The 18,997-nt window shown below is 71.0% G+C and carries 20 protein-coding genes and 4 pseudogenes; 16 read left to right on the top strand and 8 right to left on the bottom strand.

What is annotated here, in order from left to right; genetic code table 11:
* The first annotated feature begins 114 nt into the window (after nucleotides 1-114).
* The 6 genes from ACXKR8_RS13795 (at nucleotide 115) to ACXKR8_RS13770 (ending at nucleotide 4,859) form a co-directional block, all read left to right on the top strand.
* Nucleotides 115-1,266: a Crp/Fnr family transcriptional regulator gene (locus ACXKR8_RS13795; protein WP_462100492.1), complete on the top strand. Its 1,152-nt coding sequence runs from the start codon at nucleotides 115-117 to the stop codon at nucleotides 1,264-1,266.
* Nucleotides 1,214-1,885 carry an NAD(P)/FAD-dependent oxidoreductase gene (locus ACXKR8_RS13790; RefSeq protein WP_462100491.1) on the top strand — a complete coding sequence of 224 codons (672 nt, stop codon included), beginning with the start codon at nucleotides 1,214-1,216 and terminating at the stop codon, nucleotides 1,883-1,885. Before ACXKR8_RS13795 ends, ACXKR8_RS13790 begins: the two co-directional genes overlap by 53 nt.
* Entirely contained in the window at nucleotides 1,882-2,721 is an 840-nt protein-coding gene (locus tag ACXKR8_RS13785; protein WP_458273203.1) for an enoyl-CoA hydratase/isomerase family protein, read from the top strand. The genes ACXKR8_RS13790 and ACXKR8_RS13785 overlap by 4 nt, the downstream gene beginning before the upstream one ends.
* Nucleotides 2,722-2,790: 69 nt before the next feature.
* Nucleotides 2,791-3,498 (top strand): alpha/beta fold hydrolase, encoded by a 708-nt coding sequence (locus ACXKR8_RS13780; RefSeq protein ID WP_458273202.1) that lies wholly within the window; start codon nucleotides 2,791-2,793, stop codon nucleotides 3,496-3,498.
* A gap of 49 nt (nucleotides 3,499-3,547) precedes the next feature.
* On the top strand, nucleotides 3,548-4,408 hold the full coding sequence (locus tag ACXKR8_RS13775) for an enoyl-CoA hydratase/isomerase family protein (protein WP_458273201.1): 861 nt from the start codon (nucleotides 3,548-3,550) through the stop codon (nucleotides 4,406-4,408).
* Nucleotides 4,409-4,433: 25 nt separating this feature from the next.
* A complete protein-coding gene (locus ACXKR8_RS13770) occupies nucleotides 4,434-4,859 on the top strand; it encodes an OsmC family peroxiredoxin (RefSeq protein WP_458273200.1) in 426 nt (141 codons plus the stop codon).
* A 67-nt stretch (nucleotides 4,860-4,926) separates the two neighbouring features.
* Here ACXKR8_RS13770 and ACXKR8_RS13765 read toward each other — a convergent pair whose 3' ends face one another.
* Nucleotides 4,927-5,349, bottom strand: a complete 423-nt coding sequence (locus tag ACXKR8_RS13765; protein WP_458273199.1) for an arsenate reductase ArsC — start codon at nucleotides 5,347-5,349, stop codon at nucleotides 4,927-4,929.
* A gap of 79 nt (nucleotides 5,350-5,428) precedes the next feature.
* Here ACXKR8_RS13765 and ACXKR8_RS13760 point away from each other — a divergent pair, with 79 nt between their 5' ends.
* Entirely contained in the window at nucleotides 5,429-5,743 is a 315-nt protein-coding gene (locus ACXKR8_RS13760) for an ArsR/SmtB family transcription factor (RefSeq protein ID WP_458273198.1), read from the top strand.
* 41 nt (nucleotides 5,744-5,784) lie between these two features.
* Nucleotides 5,785-6,537, top strand: coding sequence for an aquaporin (locus tag ACXKR8_RS13755; protein ID WP_458274977.1), 753 nt, complete (start codon nucleotides 5,785-5,787; stop codon nucleotides 6,535-6,537).
* A gap of 61 nt (nucleotides 6,538-6,598) precedes the next feature.
* On the opposite strand, the gene ACXKR8_RS13750 is transcribed toward ACXKR8_RS13755, so the two are convergent.
* Nucleotides 6,599-6,964: an ArsR/SmtB family transcription factor gene (locus ACXKR8_RS13750; protein WP_458273197.1), complete on the bottom strand. Its 366-nt coding sequence runs from the start codon at nucleotides 6,962-6,964 to the stop codon at nucleotides 6,599-6,601.
* Between the two features lie 379 nt (nucleotides 6,965-7,343).
* On the opposite strand from ACXKR8_RS13750, the pseudogene ACXKR8_RS13745 reads away from it, so the two are divergent.
* Nucleotides 7,344-8,704, top strand: a pseudogene (locus ACXKR8_RS13745) (FAD-dependent oxidoreductase).
* Between the two features lie 114 nt (nucleotides 8,705-8,818).
* Here the strand turns inward: ACXKR8_RS13745 and ACXKR8_RS13740 are convergent.
* A pseudogene (locus ACXKR8_RS13740) lies at nucleotides 8,819-9,285 on the bottom strand (phosphatase domain-containing protein); the annotation flags it as partial.
* 130 nt (nucleotides 9,286-9,415) lie between these two features.
* On the opposite strand from ACXKR8_RS13740, the pseudogene ACXKR8_RS13735 reads away from it, so the two are divergent.
* Nucleotides 9,416-10,458 (top strand): annotated as a pseudogene (locus tag ACXKR8_RS13735) (LLM class flavin-dependent oxidoreductase).
* 12 nt (nucleotides 10,459-10,470) lie between these two features.
* Nucleotides 10,471-11,138 (top strand): annotated as a pseudogene (locus ACXKR8_RS13730) (Type 1 glutamine amidotransferase-like domain-containing protein).
* A 54-nt stretch (nucleotides 11,139-11,192) separates the two neighbouring features.
* Here ACXKR8_RS13730 and ACXKR8_RS13725 read toward each other — a convergent pair.
* Both ACXKR8_RS13725 and ACXKR8_RS13720 read right to left on the bottom strand, forming a co-directional pair.
* Nucleotides 11,193-11,318, bottom strand: coding sequence for a hypothetical protein (locus ACXKR8_RS13725; RefSeq protein WP_458273191.1), 126 nt, complete (start codon nucleotides 11,316-11,318; stop codon nucleotides 11,193-11,195).
* Entirely contained in the window at nucleotides 11,315-11,677 is a 363-nt protein-coding gene (locus tag ACXKR8_RS13720; RefSeq protein ID WP_458273190.1) for a DoxX family protein, read from the bottom strand. Before ACXKR8_RS13720 ends, ACXKR8_RS13725 begins: the two co-directional genes overlap by 4 nt.
* A gap of 114 nt (nucleotides 11,678-11,791) precedes the next feature.
* Here ACXKR8_RS13720 and ACXKR8_RS13715 point away from each other — a divergent pair, with 114 nt between their 5' ends.
* On the top strand, nucleotides 11,792-12,643 hold the full coding sequence (locus ACXKR8_RS13715) for a LysR family transcriptional regulator (protein WP_458273189.1): 852 nt from the start codon (nucleotides 11,792-11,794) through the stop codon (nucleotides 12,641-12,643).
* A 101-nt stretch (nucleotides 12,644-12,744) separates the two neighbouring features.
* On the opposite strand, the gene ACXKR8_RS13710 is transcribed toward ACXKR8_RS13715, so the two are convergent.
* Complete coding sequence (locus ACXKR8_RS13710; protein ID WP_458273188.1) at nucleotides 12,745-13,119, bottom strand: DUF427 domain-containing protein; 375 nt, start codon at nucleotides 13,117-13,119, stop codon at nucleotides 12,745-12,747.
* 237 nt (nucleotides 13,120-13,356) lie between these two features.
* Here ACXKR8_RS13710 and ACXKR8_RS13705 point away from each other — a divergent pair, with 237 nt between their 5' ends.
* From ACXKR8_RS13705 to ACXKR8_RS13695, 3 genes are all read left to right on the top strand, one after another.
* Entirely contained in the window at nucleotides 13,357-14,067 is a 711-nt protein-coding gene (locus ACXKR8_RS13705) for an SDR family NAD(P)-dependent oxidoreductase (protein WP_458273187.1), read from the top strand.
* Nucleotides 14,060-15,268 carry an SDR family NAD(P)-dependent oxidoreductase gene (locus ACXKR8_RS13700; RefSeq protein WP_458274976.1) on the top strand — a complete coding sequence of 403 codons (1,209 nt, stop codon included), beginning with the start codon at nucleotides 14,060-14,062 and terminating at the stop codon, nucleotides 15,266-15,268. Before ACXKR8_RS13705 ends, ACXKR8_RS13700 begins: the two co-directional genes overlap by 8 nt.
* 149 nt (nucleotides 15,269-15,417) lie before the next feature.
* Nucleotides 15,418-16,020, top strand: a complete 603-nt coding sequence (locus ACXKR8_RS13695; protein WP_458273186.1) for a TetR/AcrR family transcriptional regulator — start codon at nucleotides 15,418-15,420, stop codon at nucleotides 16,018-16,020.
* A 69-nt stretch (nucleotides 16,021-16,089) separates the two neighbouring features.
* On the opposite strand, the gene ACXKR8_RS13690 is transcribed toward ACXKR8_RS13695, so the two are convergent.
* On the bottom strand, nucleotides 16,090-16,758 hold the full coding sequence (locus ACXKR8_RS13690; protein WP_458273185.1) for an HAD family hydrolase: 669 nt from the start codon (nucleotides 16,756-16,758) through the stop codon (nucleotides 16,090-16,092).
* A gap of 16 nt (nucleotides 16,759-16,774) precedes the next feature.
* Nucleotides 16,775-18,046, bottom strand: a complete 1,272-nt coding sequence (locus tag ACXKR8_RS13685; protein ID WP_458273184.1) for an MFS transporter — start codon at nucleotides 18,044-18,046, stop codon at nucleotides 16,775-16,777.
* An 89-nt stretch (nucleotides 18,047-18,135) separates the two neighbouring features.
* Here ACXKR8_RS13685 and ACXKR8_RS13680 point away from each other — a divergent pair, with 89 nt between their 5' ends.
* Nucleotides 18,136-18,897, top strand: a complete 762-nt coding sequence (locus ACXKR8_RS13680) for a DeoR/GlpR family DNA-binding transcription regulator (RefSeq protein WP_458273183.1) — start codon at nucleotides 18,136-18,138, stop codon at nucleotides 18,895-18,897.
* Nucleotides 18,898-18,997: the final 100 nt, after the last annotated feature.

The following is an 18,997-nucleotide window of genomic DNA, read 5'->3' as shown; positions in this document are numbered from 1 at the left end:
CGGGGAAGCGCAGGCGACCATCTGGATTGCCGAGACCTATCCAGCATGCTAGGTTGTCAAAGTGAAGTCAGGGTCGCTCGGGCATGACGACGGGACGGGACGAGGGGTAGGACGATGTCGACGCCAGAACCGACAACAGCCGCAAGGCCGGCGCTCAGTGACGGCCAGTGGGCCCGGCTGCGGGCCTATGGAACGGAGCGGGCCACCGGGGCGGGCGAGGTGCTCTTCCGGGCGGGGGAGCCCGCGGGCGACATGATCCTGGTCGAGTCGGGCGAAGTGGAGATCGTCCGCCCGGACACCTCCGACGCGGGTGAGGTGGTTGTCGCACGCTATGGGCCGCACGAGTTCAGCGGCGAACTGAATCTGCTGACCGGGCAGTCCACCTATCTCAGCGCGAGGGCCGCCACGCCGGGAACGGTGTTCCGGGTCGGACCGCCGTCCTTTCGGCGGCTGATGAACGAGGATCCGGAACTGTCCGACATCGTGCTGCGCGCACTCCTGGCCCGGCGCGAGGACCTGCGGGGGAACGCCGCGGCCCGGACGATGGTCATCGTCGGCCACGACGCCTCCGCGGAGGCGCTGGCGCTGCGGACCTACGCCGCCCGACAGCGGCAGCCGCACACCTGGTTGTCGGCCGACAGCCGGGCGGGGCAGGCGCTGGCCCATGTCGCGGGCGCCGAGGCCGACGACTTTCCCCTGGTCATCACGCCCACCCAGGTGCTGCGGCGGGCGACCACCCACGCGCTGGCCGACCACCTCGGCCTGTCCTACCGTCCGGTGGCGGGGGAGACCTTGGACCTGGTCGTGATCGGCGGCGGCCCGGCCGGGCTCGCCGCGGCGGTGTACGGGGCCTCGGAGGGGCTGCGGACCCTGGTCCTGGACTCGGGCGGCCGGCGGCCAGGCGGCTGCCAGTTCCCGTATCGAGAACTACCTCGGTTTCACCTCGGGCATCAGCGGTGCGGACCTGACCGGCCGGGCGGTGGTGCAGGCGCAGAAGTTCGGCGCGCGTATCGCCAGCCCGTGCGAGGTCGCCTCGCTGGAGCCGGTCGCCCCGCCCGAGGCTGCCGCCCCGCTGGAGACCGGCACCCCGCCCGAGGCTGCCGCCCCGCTGGAGACCGGCACCCCGCCCGAGACTGCCGGCCCGCCGAACACCGCGGACGGCCTGCTGCGGGTGGTGCTGCGGGACGGCACCGAGATCACCAGCCGGGCGGCCGTGATCGCCACCGGCGCCAGCTACCGTTCGCTGCCGCTGGACCGGTGGGCTGATTTCGAGGGTGCGGGTATCTACTACGCCGCCACCGAACTGGAGGCCCGCGCCTGCGGCCCGCACCCGGTCACCGTGGTCGGCGGAGCCAACTCCGCAGGTCAGGCGGCCCTCTACCTCGCTGGGAGGGGCTGCGCGGTCAGCCTGGTGGTGCGCGGCGCGGATCTGGAGGCGGGGATGTCCTCGTACCTCGCGGACCGCATCGTGGCCCACCCCTCGGTCACCGTCCGGACCTCCAGCGACGTGACCGCGCTGCACGGCGGCGACCGGTTGGAGCGCATCACGGTGGGCAGCAAGGGCGGGGGCGGGCCGGAGGCCGAGCTGGACTGCCGAGGCCTGTTCTGCTTCATCGGCGCCAGCCCCGCCACGGAGTGGCTCAGCGGTGTCGCGACCGACGACCACGGCTTCGTCCTGACCGACGTCGGCATCGAGGACTCCGCGCTCGGCGCCGCCTGGGCCGCCCTGGGCCGACGTCCGCTGCCCTTCGAGACGAGTCTGCCGCGGGTGTTCGCGACCGGTGACGTGCGGGCCGGCTCGATGAAGCGCGTCGCGGCGGCCGTGGGCGAGGGTGCGAGCGCGGTCCGCTCGGTGCACATGTCCCTGAACGGAGGAGAAGCATGACCGACTCACTCGAAACGATCACGACGCGCCTGGACGGCAAGGTCCTCCACGCGACGTTCGACGCTCCGCCGATCAACCTGATCGGCCCGGAGGTGGTCCGCGACCTGGTCCTGCTGCTGGAGCAACTCGTCCAGCCGGACGCGCCCCGGGTGGTGGTGTTCGACAGCGCGGATCCGGACTTCCTGTTCCCGCACGTCGACATGACCAAGGTCCCCGCCTACACCGCCGAGGCGGCGAAGGCCGGCGGGCCGGGGGACGCCTCGCTCGGGATGCTGTTCCGCAAGCTCAGCGAGAGCCCTGCGGTCACCGTCGTCAAACTCCGGGGCCGGGCACGGGGCGCGGGCAGCGAGTTCGCGCTCGCCTGCGACATGCGCTTCGCGGCGAAGGAGACCGCGGTGCTGGGTCAGCCGGAGGTGGGCATCGGCGCGCCGCCCGGCGCGGGCGCCGTCCAGCACCTGTCCCGGCTGTTGGGCCGGGGCCGGGCCCTGGAGGCGATCCTGACCTCCGCCGACTTCGACGCGGAACTGGCCGAACGCTACGGCTGGATCAACCGCGCGCTGCCGGACGCCGAACTGGACGACTTCGTGGCCGAGACCGCCCGACGCATCGCCCGGTTCCCACGCGACGCGGTGATCGCCGCCAAGGCGGCGGTGAACGCCGTCACCCTGCCGGAGCGCTCCGCCGTGCGGGCGGACGCGGCCCTGTTCCAGCAACTCGTGGTGAGCGACAGCGTGAAGCAGCGGGCAGGCGAGCTGTTCGCACGGGGATTCCAGACCAGAGGGCCGCTGGAACTGGACCTGGGCGACGCCCTGGGCGACCTCACGGCAGCCGACTGACACACCCACGCCAACCCCTCCCGCTGCGCGGCCCACCGGCCCGCAGCCGTACTGAAAGGCAACACCACCATGTCTCCCACCGTGCTCCTCGTCCACGGCGCGTTCGCCGACGGCTCCGCCTGGAACAAGGTCATCGCCCACCTCCGCGCGGCGGGCATCAGTGCTCGCACCGTTCCGAACCAGTTGCGCGGCCTGACCGCGGACGGCGAGTACGTCGCCGGCGTGGTCGCCCAGACCCCCGGCGACGTGGTCCTGGTCGGCCACAGCTACGGCGGCCCGGTCGTCACCCATGCCGGCAGCTCCGCCGAGAACGTCAAGGCGCTGGTGCTGCTGGCGGCCTTCGGCCTGGACCAGGGGGAGAACGCCCTGGACGCCCCGAAGGACTTTCCCCCTTCGGAGTTGGGTGAGGCACTCCAGCCCTGGAGCTACCCGGGCAGCGAGGTTCCCGAGTTCACCCTGCAGGTCGACAAGTACCGCTCGGTCTTCGCCGCCGACGTGACCGATGAGGAGGCCGCGGCCGGCGCCGCCAACCAGCGCCCCGCCTCCGGCATCGCCTTCGGTGAGCCGCTGTCGGTCGAACCGGCCTGGAAGCGCCTGCCGACCTGGTGGATCGTCCCCAGCGCGGACAACGCCATCAGCCCCGAATACCAGAAGGCCACCGCCGCCAGGATCGGAGCGAAGACGACCGTCCTGGAGGGCGGCTCGCACTCCAGCGCGATCTCGCGGTCGCGGGAGGTTGCCGACGTGATCATCGAGGCGGTCCGGTCGGTCGCCTGACTCCTGACTTCTGACCAGATCCATGGCATGTGACAAGGAAGAAGAGACCATGACGTTCGCCGACCGCTACCAGCCCACCCACCTGACGCTCACTCAGACCTCCCCGGCCCTGTGGCGGGTCACCTTCGACAACCCGCCGGTCAATGTGATCGGACCGGACCTGATGCGCGACCTGAAGGAGCTGCTCACCGAACTGGAGCGCAACGAATCCGTCAAGGCGGTCGTGTTCGACAGCGCGAACCCGGAGTTCTACCTGGCCCACTACGACCTGGCGGCCGACCCGGCGATCGCCGAAGCCCTGCCGGGGACGACGGGCTACCCGGCCTGGGTGGACATCCTGGTGCGGCTGAGCAAGCTGCCCGTGGTCACCATCAGCGCGATCCGCGGCATCGCCCGCGGCGCGGGCAGCGAGTTCGTGCTCGCCACCGACATCCGCTTCGCCAGCCGGGAGAAGGCCGTGCTGGGGCAGATGGAGGTCGGCTTCACCGCCGTTGCGGGCGGCGGAGCCACCGCCCGCCTCGCGGGCCTGGTCGGCCGCGGCCGCACCTTCGAGATCATGCTCGGCGGCGAGGACTTCGACGCCGACCTCGCCGAGCGGTACGGCTACGTGAACCGGGCCGTCCCCGACGCCTCCTTCGAGACGTTCGTGGACGCCTACGCGACCCGGGTCTCCCAGTGGGACCGACGCGTCATCGAGGACCTCAAGGGCTTCGTCAACGAGCTCACCCTGCCCACCGACGACGTCTTCGTCCGACAGTCGGACGCCTTCTGGGCCGCGGCCGCACGGCCCGAGTTCCAGTCCGTCAACGCGCAACTGTTCGCCCGTGGCCTGCAGCGGAACACCCACATCGAACGCAACCTGGGCGCCGAGATGGGCCGCACCTTCCCCCAGCCGTCCCCGACGTCCTGATGCATCCCCAGGAGGAGGCCACAGCATGCATGCCATCGGTTCGGCCGTCTGGGACGGCACCTTTCACGGCGGTACCGGGACCATCTCCACAGCGTCCGCGACGCTGAGCGAGTACCCCTACTCGTTCGCCAGCAGGTTCGAGGGCGCTGAGGGAGCCTCTCCGGAGGAACTCCTGGCCGCGGGCCACGCGGGTTGCTACAACCACGCACTGGCCAACATCTTCCACAAGAACGGGCTGGCCGTCGGCACCATCCGGACATCCGTGGAGGTCGACATGGGCAGCGATGTGGTGAGCCCCGGCATCCGCGGCATTCACATCACCGTCGAGGCGCAGATGCCGGGGGTCGCGGAGGACCGCTTCCAGGAGTTCGCCGAACGGGCCGCGCGCACCTGCGCGATCTCCCGCGCTCTCGCCGTCGGGATCACGCTGACCGCGACCCTTCAGCCCTGACGGTCACCGTCAGTCCTTTGGGTCATCGTCAGCGCTGACAGTCACCGTCACCCCGGCGACGACGCCGTCAGCTTCCCTGCTGCTTGGCGTCGATCTCGGCGACCAGGCCCTCGACCAGCTTCTTGATCTCGTCGCGGATCGGGCGCACGGCCTCCACGCCCTGCCCGGCGGGGTCCTCGAGTTCCCAGGTGAGGTACCTCTTGCCGGGGAAGATCGGGCAGGCGTCGCCGCAGCCCATGGTGATGACGTAGTCCGACGCCTGGACGGCCCCGGTGGTCAGGATCTTGGGCGTCTGGTGCGAGATGTCGACGCCGACCTCGGCCATCGCGGCGATGGCCGAGGGGTTGACCTGGTCGCCGGGGACGGAGCCGGCGGAGCGGACCTCGACGCGGTCGCCCGCGAGGTGGGTGAGGAATCCGGCGGCCATCTGCGAGCGGCCGGCGTTGTGGACGCAGACGAACAGAACCGAGGCAGCGGGTGCGGCAGTCATCGCAGGCGGGTGCTCTCTGATCGGGCGGTGGCAGCTTGGGGGTCGCCTGGCGACCCCTTGCCGGGTAACGTATCAGCCTATGGTGACGTCAGTGGATACTGAAGTAATGAAGGCCCTGGCCGATCCGCTGCGGATGCAGATCCTCCGGCTGCTGGCCGTGGAGTCGCTGTGCGTGTGCCACCTGGTCGAGGAGACCGGCGCCAAGCAGACGAACCTGTCCAACCACCTGCGGCTGCTGCGGCACGCCGATCTGGTGGAGACGGAAGCCTGCGGTCGCTTCCTGTACTACAAACTCAAGCCCGCCGCCGTCCAGGCGCTGGCCGCCGACCTCGGGGCACTGGCCGAGCAGGCCCGCGCCACCAACGACGCCGACACGAAGAGGCCCTGCCCGTGACCACCACCGACGCCACCCCGGCCGCAACCGGCGCCAGCGCTCTGCCCCACGGCGATGCCGCCCTGCCGCCCGGCCAGGCCGTCGCGCACCGGCCGCCGCTGGGTCAACGCGCGGTAGCGGAACTGGTCGGCACCGCAGCCCTGGTCGCGGTCGTGGTCGGCTCCGGCATTCAAGCCACCGAACTCACTGACGACGTGGCCCTGCAACTGCTGGCGAACTCCACCGCCACCGTCTTCGGCCTGGGCGTGCTGATCGCCCTGCTCGGCCCGATATCCGGCGCGCACTTCAACCCCGTGGTCACCCTCGCCGACTGGTGGACCGGACGCGGGACCGGACGCGGGACCGGACGCGCCACCGGCGGATTGAGCATCCGCGACGCCGCCGTCTACATCCCGGCCCAGATCCTCGGCGCGATCGGCGGAGCGATCCTGGCGGACGCCATGTTCGGCAAGCGGCTGGTGCAGTGGTCCACGCACGACCGCTCGGTCGGGCACCTGCTGATCGGCGAGGTCGTCGCCACCGCCGGGCTGATCCTGCTGATCTTCGGCCTGGCCCGCACCGACCGGCTGAACCTGGCCCCGGTCGCGGTGGCCTCCTACATCGGCGCGGCGTACTGGTTCACCTCCAGCACCTCCTTCGCCAACCCCGCCGTGACCATCGGCCGCGCCTTCACCGACACCTTCGCCGGCATCAAGCCCTCCTCGGTGCCCGGCTTCGTCGGCGTCCAACTGGTCGGTGCCGTGGTCGGACTGGCACTGGTGGCCCTGATCTTCGGCCGCAGCCGAGCCAAGTAGCCCCTCCTGGGCGCCACTTGGCCCGCCCCTCCTGCGCCGTGTCGGTCCCGGGGGCGACGGTTCAGGAGGCGGCGTTGCTCAGCAGCATGCCCATCGCGGCCAGTACTGACGGCTCGACCCGGTAGTAGACCCAGGTCCCGCGCCGCTCGGAGGACAGCAGCCCGGCTTCCCGCAGCTTCTTGAGGTGGTGGCTGACGGTGGGTTGGGAGACCCCGACGTCCTGGATGTCGCACACGCATGCCTCGCCGCCGGCATGGGAGGCGATCTTGGAGAACAGTCGCAGTCGCACCGGGTCGCCCAGGGCCTTGAACATCGCGGCCATCCGCACGGCGTCCGGCTCGGACAGCTCGGCCGAGGTCACCGGCGGGCAGCAGGGCGCGACCCCGTCCTGCAGGGCCGGCAGCTCCACGACGCTCAAATTCGACATGTGTCTATCTTGACATCCGTCTAAGCAGGCGACAAACTCCCCTGTATCGACAACTGTCGAAACAAGGCATGCCGACCATGAGGAGTACCGCCATGAGCGAGAGCACCAGCACCCCGCCACCGCCTGTTGCAGCACCGCCCCGACCGAGACCGCCGCCCCGACCGAGACCGCCCCCGCCTCGGCCCCCGCCCCCGTCGCGGCGAGCCCGTGCTGCGGCACCGCGCAGGCTGCCGAGACCGCCTCGGCCTGCTGCGACCCCGCCGCGAAGACCGAGGCCGTCGCCGCCGGGGCCGGCTGCTGCTGACCGGCCACACCCGCAGCAGTTGATCCCCCCTTTGGGCAACCCGCAGACGATCCGAACCACACGGAGAAGACGGCCATGAGTGAGAACAGCAGCCCCAGCACCGCAGCCCTGCCGATCGCCGTGGTCGGGGCGGGCCCGATCGGTCTTGCCGCCGCCGCCCACCTGCTGGAACGCGGCCTGGAGCCGGTGGTCCTGGAGGCCGGGCCCGCGGCGGCCTCCGCGGTCCGGGCCTGGGGCCACGTCCGGCTGTTCTCCGCCTGGTCCGAGCTGGTCGACCCGGCCGCCGCCCGCCTGCTGGAGCCCACCGGCTGGACCCGCCCTGAGGCCACCCGCTACCCGACCGGCGCGGAGTGGGCCGAGTTCTACCTGCAGCCGCTGGCCGACGCCCTCGGCGACCGCCTGCGCTACCGCACCACCGTCACCGGCGCCGCCCGCCGGGGCCGGGACCGCATCGTCGACTCCGGCCGCGAGGACCAGCCCTTCACCCTCCACACCCGCAACCCGGACGGCGCCGAGGGACGCCTCCTGGTCCGGGCGATCATCGATGCCACCGGCACCTTCACCTCGCCCAACCCCCTGGGCAGCGACGGCCTCCCGGCCGCAGGCGAGCACACCCACCGCGACCGGATCACCTACCTCGCTCCCGACACCGCCGACCCGGCCGTCCGCACCCGGCACGCGGGCAGGCGGACCGCCGTCGTGGGCTCCGGCCACTCCGCCCTGACCGCCCTGCTGTCGCTGGCGGACCTGGCCAAGGACGCGCCCGGCACCCGCACGGTGTGGGTACTGCGCCGCGGCCAGGTGGGCAACGCCTTCGGCGGCGGCGAGTCCGACGAACTCCCCGCCCGCGGGGCGCTGGGCCTGCGTGCGAAGGAGGCGGTGGCGGCCGGGCACATCGAGGTCGTCCAGGGCTTCCGCACCGAGCGCGTCGAGGAGGCCGACGGGCAGGTCGTGCTGGTGGCCGACGACGGCCGCCGGATCGAGGGCCTGGACCACGTGATCGGCCTGACCGGCTTCCGGCCCGACCACACCTGGCAGAGCGAACTGCGGTTGACCCTGGACGAGCGGCTCCAGGCCCCGGTCAAGCTGGCCCCGCTGATCGACCCCAACCAGCACTCCTGCGGCACGGTCTACCCCCACGGCGCGGGCGAACTGGGCCACCAGGAGGAGGGGTGTACCTGGTCGGCATGAAGAGCTACGGCCGCGCCCCCACCTTCCTCGCCATGACCGGATACGAGCAGGTCCGCTCGGTCGCCGCCGCCCTGGCCGGCGACCACGAAGCGGCCGCCCGCGTCGAACTCGCCCTCCCCGACACCGGAGTCTGCGGCGGAGCCGGCCTCTTCGACATCGGCGTCGGCGTCGGCGTCGGTATCGGCGTAGGCAGCGGCAGCGGCAGCGGTGCCCCTCGTCCGGCGGCTGCTGACAACCACTGGTGACGGTTCATCAGACCAGCACGGCCAGGGCGGAGTTGCACCCCACCCGGCCGCCTGCCGCGCTGGGCAGCCCACTGACCACGGTCGGGCATCCCCTCCGTTTTTGTCAGGTTCGGCCTCGCGTTCCTGCGCGTCCCGCAGGGCCGTCGACTCCGTGTGCGAGGTGCTGGCCCAGCGGGCGCGGACGACCCGGAAGCCGGCCCGCTCGGCCGCGTCGCAGACCAGTTCGTCGTCGTCCACGAGCATCCGTATCTCCCGGCCCCGGCCGAGCCGCGCAGGACCTCCAGTTTGGTCGTACGGGCCGGGCGCCGGTCGTCGTTGCCCCGCATCCGGAGGCTCCCCTCGGGCAGGCCGTGCCGGGCCAGCCAGGCCAGAGTGTCCCGGCGGCAGCGCTCGGGGCGGCCGGTGAGGTAGACGACCTCGCAGGTCGCCGCGGCTTCCAGGGCCAGCCGCACGCCCTCGGCCAGCGGCGGGTCCTGGACCGACGCGGCGAAGAAGCCCTTCCAGTCCCGGGGCTGCCGCTCCAGGAAGTGCTGGCGGTGCCCGGTCTCGGCCAGTGTTCCGTCCAGGTCGAACACGGCCAAGGGCCTGCTGGCCCTCGTCGCCTGCGTCCTCGCCGTCCTCGCCGTCTGCGTCGGCTGCCTCGTCTGCGTCACATCGGCCACCCTAGGCAACGGGCGGGAATCATGGCACCGCGCAGGCGTTGAACCACAGGTGAGCCCAGTCACCGCGACGATCCCCTTCTCCGTACTCGACCGCTCCCGCACCCGGCAGGGGCAGGACGCGGCGCAGGCGCTGCGCGACACCGTGAGCTTCGCCCAGGAGATCGAGCAGCTCGGCTACCACCGCTTCTGGGTGTCCGAGCACCACAGCGTGCCCGGCATCGCCGGCTCCGCGCCGACCGTGCTCGCGGCCGCCGTCGCCGCCGCGACCTCGACCATCCGGGTCGGCACCGGCGGGGTGATGCTGCCCAACCACCGGCCACTGGTCGTCGCCGAGCAGTTCGGGGTGCTGGAGGCGCTCTTCCCCGGTCGCATCGACATGGGCCTCGGCCGGTCGGTGGGCTTCACCGACGGGATCCGCAGGGCGCTCGGTCGCGACAAGAGCGACGCTGACGACTTCCCCGGTCAGCTCGCCGAACTCCTCGGCTATTTCACCGGTACCCAGACTGCGCACCCCAGGTCCACGCCCATCCGGCGGAGGGCCTCCGGGTGCCCGCGTTCGTGCTGGCCACCGGGACGGGCGCGCAGGTCGCAGCCGAGGCCGGGCTGCCGCTGGTCATCGCCCCGGTGCGGGGTGAGGACGCGATGCTGCGGGCCGTCGAGGCGTACCGCGGCAGCTTCCGTCCGTCCGGCTGGGGTGAGCGGCCCTACGTCGTGCTGTCCGGCACGGTCGCGGTCGCGGCCGACAGGGACCAGGCCCGCAGGCTGCTGCTGCCCGAGGCCCGGGCCACGGCGTACGCCCGGACCCACGGCGAGTTCCCGGCGCTCGTGCCCCTGGACGAGGTCCTGGCCGACGCTGCGGCGATGAGCGGGCGGGAGCGCTCGCTGTTCGAGGAGGCGCAGCGCGGGCAGCTGTACGGCACCGAGGACGAGGTGGCGGCCGGCCTGGACAAGCTGCTGGCACGCAGCGGCGCGGACGAGTACCTGGTCACCACCAGCAGCTACGACCGCGGGGCCCTGCTGGACTCCTACCGACGACTGGCTTTCCTGCGGGGCCTCCGCCCGCGCCCGTTGCGCGGGCTCCGTCGGCCGTGATTGGCTCGCCGGGTGAAACTACTGTTGACGTCGAGCGGCCTGCGCAACGAGACCCTGCGGGAGGCGTTGCGCGAGCTGCTGGGCAAGCCGTTCGAGTCGGCGAACATCGTGTACATTCCCACGGCGTCCGTCGCCGAGCCCGGGGACCACAGCTGGTTCGTGGCGGACCTGAACCGGCTGCACGCCCTCGGCTGGCGGGAGTTCGACATCCTGGAGCTGAACGGCCTGCCCCGGCAACTGGTGCTCGACCGGCTGCTGCACGCCGATGTCGTCTACGTCGAGGGCGGCAACCACTACCACCTCGCACGCAGCATCACCGGCAACGACCTGGCCGAGGGCTTCCTGGAAGCACTGGGGACCGTGTCTACGTGGGGGTGAGCGCCGGATCGATGATCTTCAGCCGAAATCTCACCGCACACTCCGCCGATGTCATCGGGGACGCCGCTGACCTGCACGTGCTCGGCGCGACAACGGTGGAACCGCCGTTCGGCCTCTTCGACTGGTATCTGAAACCCCACCTGGACTCTCCGTACTTCCCGGAACGGGACGACGCCTGGGCCGACCGCATCACCGCCCAGGCGGACTTCCCGATCTACTTCATCGACGACGACTCAGCCATCCGCGTCGTCGACGGCGAGGTGGACGTCGTCTCCGAAGGCCGGTGGCGCTTCCACCCCTGACACCGCATCCCTCCGCCGGCCGGCGGCAGTCCGCTGCACCGCGGCCCCGGCTGCTCAGCGCTCGACGATCTGCGCGGCCCAGGCCGCCAGGGTGGCGAAGTCCGCCGGCAGGAGCCCCACCGGCGGGGTCTCCCAACGCGGTGTCAGCAGTCGATGCGTGACGTAGATCGCTGACGTCACAGCCAGGTCGTCGAGAGCCAGGCGGTCACGGCTGCGGCGGCGATGAGCGTGATGTTCATGGCCACCTGCCGGTCGCCCATCTTCAGGTGGACCCTGGTCGCGCCGATCTGCAGCAGCACGAACCCGATGGCCGCGGCCAGGGCCAGCCAGGGTGCGATGCCGGTCAGCGGCGGCAGGACCAGCCCGATCGCGCCGAGCACCTCGATCACACCGATGGCCCGCACGGCCGGCATCGGGGTGCTGTCCACCCAGGCCATCATCGGGCGGAGTCGGTCACGGCTCTGGATCACCTTGATCCCGCCGCCGTAGAGGTAGAAGAGGGCGAGTAGGCCGGCGACGATCCAATAGGTGAGGTGCATGCTCCCTGTGTCCTTTTCCGGGTTCATTGGTTACACCTGGATTCCACTGCCTGGGCCTGGCCGCTGTCCAAGACCCATTCTGGGAAGTCGATACCGTACGGGTATCGTCACAGTATGGAGCTACGTACGCTGCGCTATTTCACGGCGGTCGCCGAGGAACTCCACTTCGGCCGGGCCGCCACCCGGCTGCATATGAGTCAGCCGCCACTCAGCCGGGCGATCAAGCAGCTGGAGGCCGAGGTCGGCGCCGCGCTGTTCGACAGATCATCCGCCGGTGTCACGCTCACGGGGGTGGGGGCGGTGCTGCTCGACGAGGCGCGTGGGCTGCTCGACCACGCCGACCGGGTGCGGGTACGCGTGGCTGCGGCAGCCGGCAGCGCCACCCTCACCGTCGGCCTCCTGGGCGACAGCAGCGACCCGGCCGCATCCCGGTTGGCTGCGGCCTACCGCAGACGGCACCCGGGCGTCGAGGTCCGCATCCGCGAGACCGACCTCACCGATCCCACCTGCGGGCTGCACGCCGGACTTGTCGACGTCGCCCTGACCCGCGGGCCCTTCGACGAGACCGGCCTGACCGTGCGGCAACTGCGCGCCGACCCGGTAGGAGCGCTGCTGCGCGCCGACGATCCGCTGGCGGGCCACGACAGCCTGGAGCTGGCCGAGTTGGCCGCCCGGCACTGGTTCCAATTCCCGCAGGGCACCGACCCCCTCTGGCAGTCCTACTGGAACGGCGGCACACCCCGTCAGGGCCCGGTGGTCCGCGCGGTCCAGGAGTGCCTGCAGGCCGTGCTCTGGAACGGCACGGTCGGGATGACCCTCCTGGGCCACGAACCGACAACGGGACTCGTCGTGGTACCACTGATCGACATGCCGCCGAGCCGCGTGGTCGCGGCATGGAACGAGGGCGACAGCAATCCCCTGATCCACTCGTTCGTCCAGCTCGCAACCGCCGCCTACCGCGACTGAGCCCGGTGCAGCGGCGCGGCGTGCGTGGGGCCGGGGATCGCCGCGCCGACTGACCGTGCCCGATCAGTGCACCCTCCAGCAGGCAGCTGTCGACCACGACCCTAGGCCCCGACGACGACGTCCACCTTGTCGGTGTAGAAGGCGACGTGGCCGGCGATGTCGGCGACCGCCTGGTACGGCTCGGGGTAGAACCACACCGCGTCGACCAGTGCGTCCGCGGGGAGGTCGACGCTGTAGTAGGAGGCGTCGCCCTTGTAGGGGCAGTAGGTGTGGGTGGCGCTTGGCGCAAGGAGCGCCGGGTCGACGTCGCCGATCGGGATGTACTGGACCGGCGGGTAGTCGGCCTCGCGCAGGGTCAGGGCGCTGCTGGTGTCGGCGATGACATGTGCGCCGACCCGGGCCACTACGCGTACGCCCGTGGGCGCGATGGTGATCGGGTGGTCGGGTCCGGGGGGCTTGGGTTCCCGTGTCGTCATGGTTCTCTCCTGATCCCGGTGCGGGTGGTTCAGCCCGCGAGCAGATTCGCTGAATGGTTAGACCAGTCTGTCTAATCCCTGAAACAACCCTAGGTGCGGCAGTCATGTCGGTCAAGACAATGCCCAGGTGGCTGATTCACCGCCGCAGGTTGACGAGACAGGCTCGACCTGTTTAGCTGGACAGCGGAGTAGACAGACCGGTCTAACCAATCATCGGAAGGGACGATCATGCCCGTCATGCGCACAGCCCTGGTGACAGGGGCGACGTCCGGAATCGGCCGGGCCGCAGCGCTGAAGCTCGCCCGGGACGGATTGAAGGTCCTGGTCCACGGCCGCGACGCCGAGCGCGGGGCCGCCGTGGTCAAGGAGATCGAACACGCAGGCGGCAGCGCCGAGTTCCTCGCCGCGGACCTCGCCGACGTCGCTGCCATCACACAACTGGCCGAGGCGGCCGGGGACGTCGATGTGCTGGTCAACAACGCCGGGTTCTCCTGGTTCGGCCCCACCGCGGATCTGGAGCCCGACACCTTCGACACGCTGTTCGCGGCCAATGTGCGCTCGGCGTACTACCTGACGGCGGCCATCGCCCCGGGGATGGCCGAACGCGGCCGGGGAACCGTGATCAACCTGGGCAGCATGGCCGGGCAGATCGGCCTGGCGGGTGGCGCCGCCTACAGCGCCACCAAGGCCGCGCTGGCTGCACTGACCCGCGCCTGGGCCGCCGAGTACAGCCCGGCGGGCGTGCGGGTCAACACCATCGCCCCCGGGCCGGCCTACACCGGCGGCTCATCGAGGGAAAGCCTCACCGCCCTCGGCAGGACCACGCTCCTGGCCCGCACCGCAGAGGCCGAGGAAATCGGGGAGGTCATCGCGTTCCTGGCCTCACCGGCCGCCGGATACATCACCGGCGCCGTCATCCCCGTCGACGGCGGACGCACCGCTGTCTGATCCTCTGCTGTCCGTCGCACGGTTCGGACGTCTCGACGCCGCGGTGAACAACGCCGGCACCGAAGGGCGCCCCAGTCCGATCACCGACCAGACCGCGGACACCTACAACGCGACGTTCGACACCAACGTCCTGGGCGTCCTCCTGAGCATGAAGCACCAGGTTCGCGTCATGCAGGAACAGGGCAGCGGCAGCATCGTCAACATCTCCTCGACCTATGGGCACGAGGGCGCGGCCGGGGCCTCGGTCTATGTCGGCAGCAAGCACGCCGTCGAGGGCATCACCAAGTCGGTGGCCACTCCGCCAACTGATCCCGGTCGACCCACTGCCTCAAGGAGAAGCGCCGCAATGAACGACTACACCCACGACACCGCCCCCACCCAGTTCGTCGAGGCCGCCGGCATCCGCTTCGCCTACCGGCGCTTCGGCAACGCTGCCGCGGGGCGGACACCGGTCGTGTTCTTCCAGCACTTCATCGGAAACCTGGACGACCACGACCCGGCGATCAGCGACGGATTCGCCGCCGACCGCGAGGTGATCCTGTTCAACAACACCGGAGTCGCCTCCACCAGCGGGCTGGTCCCGGACACCATCGAGCAGATGGCCACCGACGCCGCGGCGTTCATCGACGCACTGGGCGTGACCGGTGCGGATCTGGTCGGGCACTCGATGGGCGGCCTGGTCGCCCAGCAGGTCGTCCTCCAACGGCCAGATCTGGTACGCAAGTTGGTCCTGGTGGGCACCGGCCCGCGGGGTGGCGTGGGGATCGGCGAGACGCCGGCGGAGACCGGCGCGCTGTTCGGCGTCAAGCTGCCCCGGCAGGAGGACATGTGGCTGCCGATCCTGTTCGCCCCGACCGAGACCAGCCAGAAGCTGGGCCGTGAGTACGTCGAGCGGATCGTGGCCCGCAAGGACCGCGACGCCTCCCCGTTCGGCGAGCAAGTCTACGCCGGCCAGGGCGCCGCGATCCACACCTACGGCACCACCAAGGACCCCGCCTACGCGATCCTGAAGAACATCAAGGTTCCGGTCCTGGTGGTCAACGGCACCGACGACACCATCATCGCGACGATCAACTCGTACATCCTTCAGCAGTTCCTGCCGAACGCCGAGCTGATCATCTACCCGGACGCCAACCACGGGGCCCACTTCCAGTACCCCGACCGGTTCGTCACCCACACCAGGCTCTTCCTCGACCGCTAGGCTCCTCTCCCACCGTGAGGACATGGCGGCCGCCCCTGCCCGTGTCGGGGAAGACAGATCGGTCTAGGTGTGTTCCACCGGATGAGGGGCTCAATAGGCCCCGTAGGGAGCAGTAGACTGGACCGCCAGTCTGGAAGAAGGAAGCAGCCATGCCGAGCAAGGTCACTACCGCGACGCCGTCCGCGCGTGAACGTCTGCTGGCCGCCGCCGACGACCTGTTCTACCGCGAAGGCGTCCAGAGCGTCGGCATCGACCGCATCGTGCAACAGGCAGGCGTGGCCAAGGCATCGCTCTACAACCTGTTCGGCAGCAAAGAGGAACTCGTCCAGGCCTACCTGGACGCCCGCCACGCCAACACCCGCGAACAGGTCGAACGCGCCCTGACCCGATTTCGCACACCCCGCGAGCGCCTGCTGGGAGTCTTCGACGCCCAGGGCCAGCTGTTCACCGAGCCCGACTTCAACGGCTGCGCGCACATGACGGCCAGTGCCGAGGCGCAGCCCGGCAGCCCCACCCAGTGCGCCGCGGACCGGTACCGGCACTGGGTGCGGGCGATGTTCACCGACCTGGCGCGGGAGGCCGGCGTCGCCGACGCCGACGGCCTGGCCAGGCAGCTGCACCTCCTCTACGACGGCGCCGGGGTATCGGCCCGCATGGACCACGACCCCTCGGCGGCGACGACCGCCCGCGCCGCGGCCGCAGCGCTGTTCGACGTGGCCGTCAAGGAGCAGGCGACGTCCGACGCGGGCTGAGTCTGACACCGGCCGGCGGCCCGTAGCGCGCCATGGTCGCGGGCCTCGCCCCGAGGTGCCGAATGTCGATCAGTTGGCGTAGGGATTCCGGGAGTCCCTGCCGGCTTGCTTGGATGACGTCGTGCTGGTCGGTAGCCAGGCGTTGACGGCGTTCGTCAGTTGGCCGAGGCCGGAGAAGAGGTGTCCGGTCATACCGATGGCTTGTGCGGCGCGCACGTTTTCTTCGCGGTCGTCGATGAAGAGGAAGTCTGCGGGTGCGGCGTGCATGGCGGTGACGCAGTGGTGGAACGCGGTCGGGTCCGGCTTGGCTACGTTGATCTTCCCGGAGAGGGCGACGTGGTCGAGGTCTCGCAGCCAGGGCTGGGCCGCGCTGAAGGCGTCCGCGTGATCCGCGGGAATGTTGGAGAGCAGGGCGACCCTGACACGGTCGCGCAGGGACAGCGCGTAGGCGACCATCTGGTCGTCGACGCGTGACCAGCTGTCGATGTCGGCGAGCCGCAGCTGCTCGATCGTGTCGGTGTCAACAGGGCGGGACAGTCGCCGTAGTACCGCTGTCCAGTACTGCGGTGCGGACTGCCGTCCGGCGTCGTAGGGCGGTCGCAGGGCCCAGTAGGCCTCGGTGAAGGCGTCTGCGGGTGCGTGGCACCAGGCGGCCATCTCCGCCAGGGCGCCGGGGCGTTGGTGCAGGGCGATGACTCCGAAGAGGTCGAACAGCACGATCCGTTGGCCGGATGGCATGGGGGCTTCCTTTCCGTCAGGGGTGCTGCGCCAACTCGGACTTGGGCTCGGGCTCAGTTGTGGGCTTGGGCGCGCGCCCGGTTCCGGCACGCAGGATCCCGGCCGTCGCGGCGGCGATCACCAGGAGCCCCGCCGGGAGCAGAAAGGTGTGGTTGAGCGCCATGACGCGGGTCATCCAGCCGATCAGCGCCGGGCCGGCGAGCATGCCGAGGTAGCCGAGACCGGCGACCCGGGAGACGTTGGCGCCCGCGGCGGCGGGGTCGGTGTGCCCGGCGGCGCTGAACAACTGGGGGACGCAGCCGGACAGGCCCAGTCCGAACAGCGCCCATCCGGCCAGGGTCATCCAGATCCACGGCGAGAGGGCCACGACGGTGATTCCGACGGCGCCCGCGGCCGCGCCGTAGCGCAGGACGGCCGCTGATCCGAACCGCCGGGAGACGCGATCGGCCAGCAGCCGGCCGATGGTCATGGTCGCGGCGTAGGTGCCGTAGGCGAACGAGGCGGTCGCGGCCGGGGCGCCGAGGATGTTCTTCGCCTCCAGGGCACTCCAGTCGTTGGCCACGCCCTCGCCCAGCATGCAGATCAACGCCAGGGCGGCGAGGATCCAGATGCGTCCGGGAACGCGTCCGGGAACGGTACGCCGCGTCGTCGCCGGTTCCGTCAGGCCTTCCGCGGCCGTTGACTCGGGCGCGGGGGAGCCCGGCGAAGCCAGGGGCGCCGCTGAGGCCGCCGCGGGCGCCAGCAGGCTGCGGGCCGGCAGCAGGGCGACGACGACGCCGATTGCTCCCGCGGCGCCGAGCGTCGTGGCGGGGCTCATCCCCGCGCTGGTCGCTCGTGCCCCGACCAGCGCGGCGATGACTCCGCCGACCGAGAAGGTGGCGTGGAAGGCCGACATGACGGGCCGGTTGTAGGCCTTCTCCACGTGCACGGCATGGGTGTTCATGCTCACGTCGAGGCAGCCGTTACCGAAGCCGAAGACGAGCAGCGCGCCCGCCAACGTCCAGGGATCGCGGGCAAGTCCGGGCAGTACCAGGGCCGCACCGCACAGCACGCCGGCGGCGGGGACCACGACGCGGGTGCCGATGCGGTCGGCCAGTCGGCCCGCGACCTGCATGCCGACGAAGGCGCCGAGGCCCAGCAGTACCAGCAGGCTTCCCAGCGTCGCGTTGCTGATCCCCACGCGTTGCTCGATGGCGGGGATCTGCACCAGCCACATGCCCATCAGGGTGCCGTTGAGGACGAAGTAGACGAAGGTCGCCACACGGGCGGCGCGAAGGGAACGACTCATGCAAACAACCATAACGAACATATGAAGTGTTTGAAACCCATAGATTCGCACGGCTTGTATGTTCTTTCTGGATGGTGTTCAATCGCGGTATGAGCAACGCAGACCGGCACCGGCTGATCGCCCAGGCCGTCAGGGAGTCGGGCAGCGCCACGGTCCCGGAACTCGCCGAGCTGACCGGCGCCTCGGACATGACCATCCGGCGTGACCTGGACGCACTGGCCGCGCAGGGCGCCCTCGAGCGCGTCCGCGGCGGCGCGCGCACCCTGCTGCTCAGGGGCGAGGAGCCGCCCTTCGCGCTGCGCGCCCACGAGGCGGCCGACGAGAAGCACCGGATCGCGTCCGAGGTGTCCCGGCTCATCGCCGACGGCGAGACCGTCCTGCTCGACAGCGGCACCACCTGCCTGGAGGTGGCCCGCCTGCTGCGTGGACGGCGGATCACCGTGATGCCCCTGTCGCTGCAGGCCATCCACGTACTCAGCGACGCTCCCGGCCCGACCGCGTTGATGGTGCCGGGCGGACGGCCCCGCTCCGCCGAGGGCGCCCTGACCGGCCCCCTCACCCTCGCCTCCCTGGCGGCGCTGCGCTTCGACACCGCGATCGTCGGCTGCTGCGGCCTGAGCGCCGCCGAGGGCCTGACCGCCTACGACCTCGACGACGCGGCGGTGAAGAAAGCGATCATCGCCTCCTCGCGCCGCATCATCGCCGCCGCCGACGGCAGCAAGCTCGGCCGGACCGCCTACGCCCACGTCGGCCCGTCCACACTTGTGCACACCCTCGTCACCGACACCACCGCGCCCGCCGACGAGGTAGCAGCGCTCGAAGGGACCGGCACCGTCGTCAGAACTGCCTGACGGCGGTCGCCTCGGCCTCACGGCCGGCGACCAGAGCCGCTCCGGTGGCGGCGTCAGCCCACCGCATGTCGCGAGTGTCAGCCTACGGCGCGCAGCGAGT

This window comes from Streptacidiphilus sp. PAMC 29251, assembly GCF_054208735.2.
The sequence above is the reverse complement of the archived record's forward strand: the minus strand, read 5'-3'. Positions and strand labels throughout refer to the sequence as shown.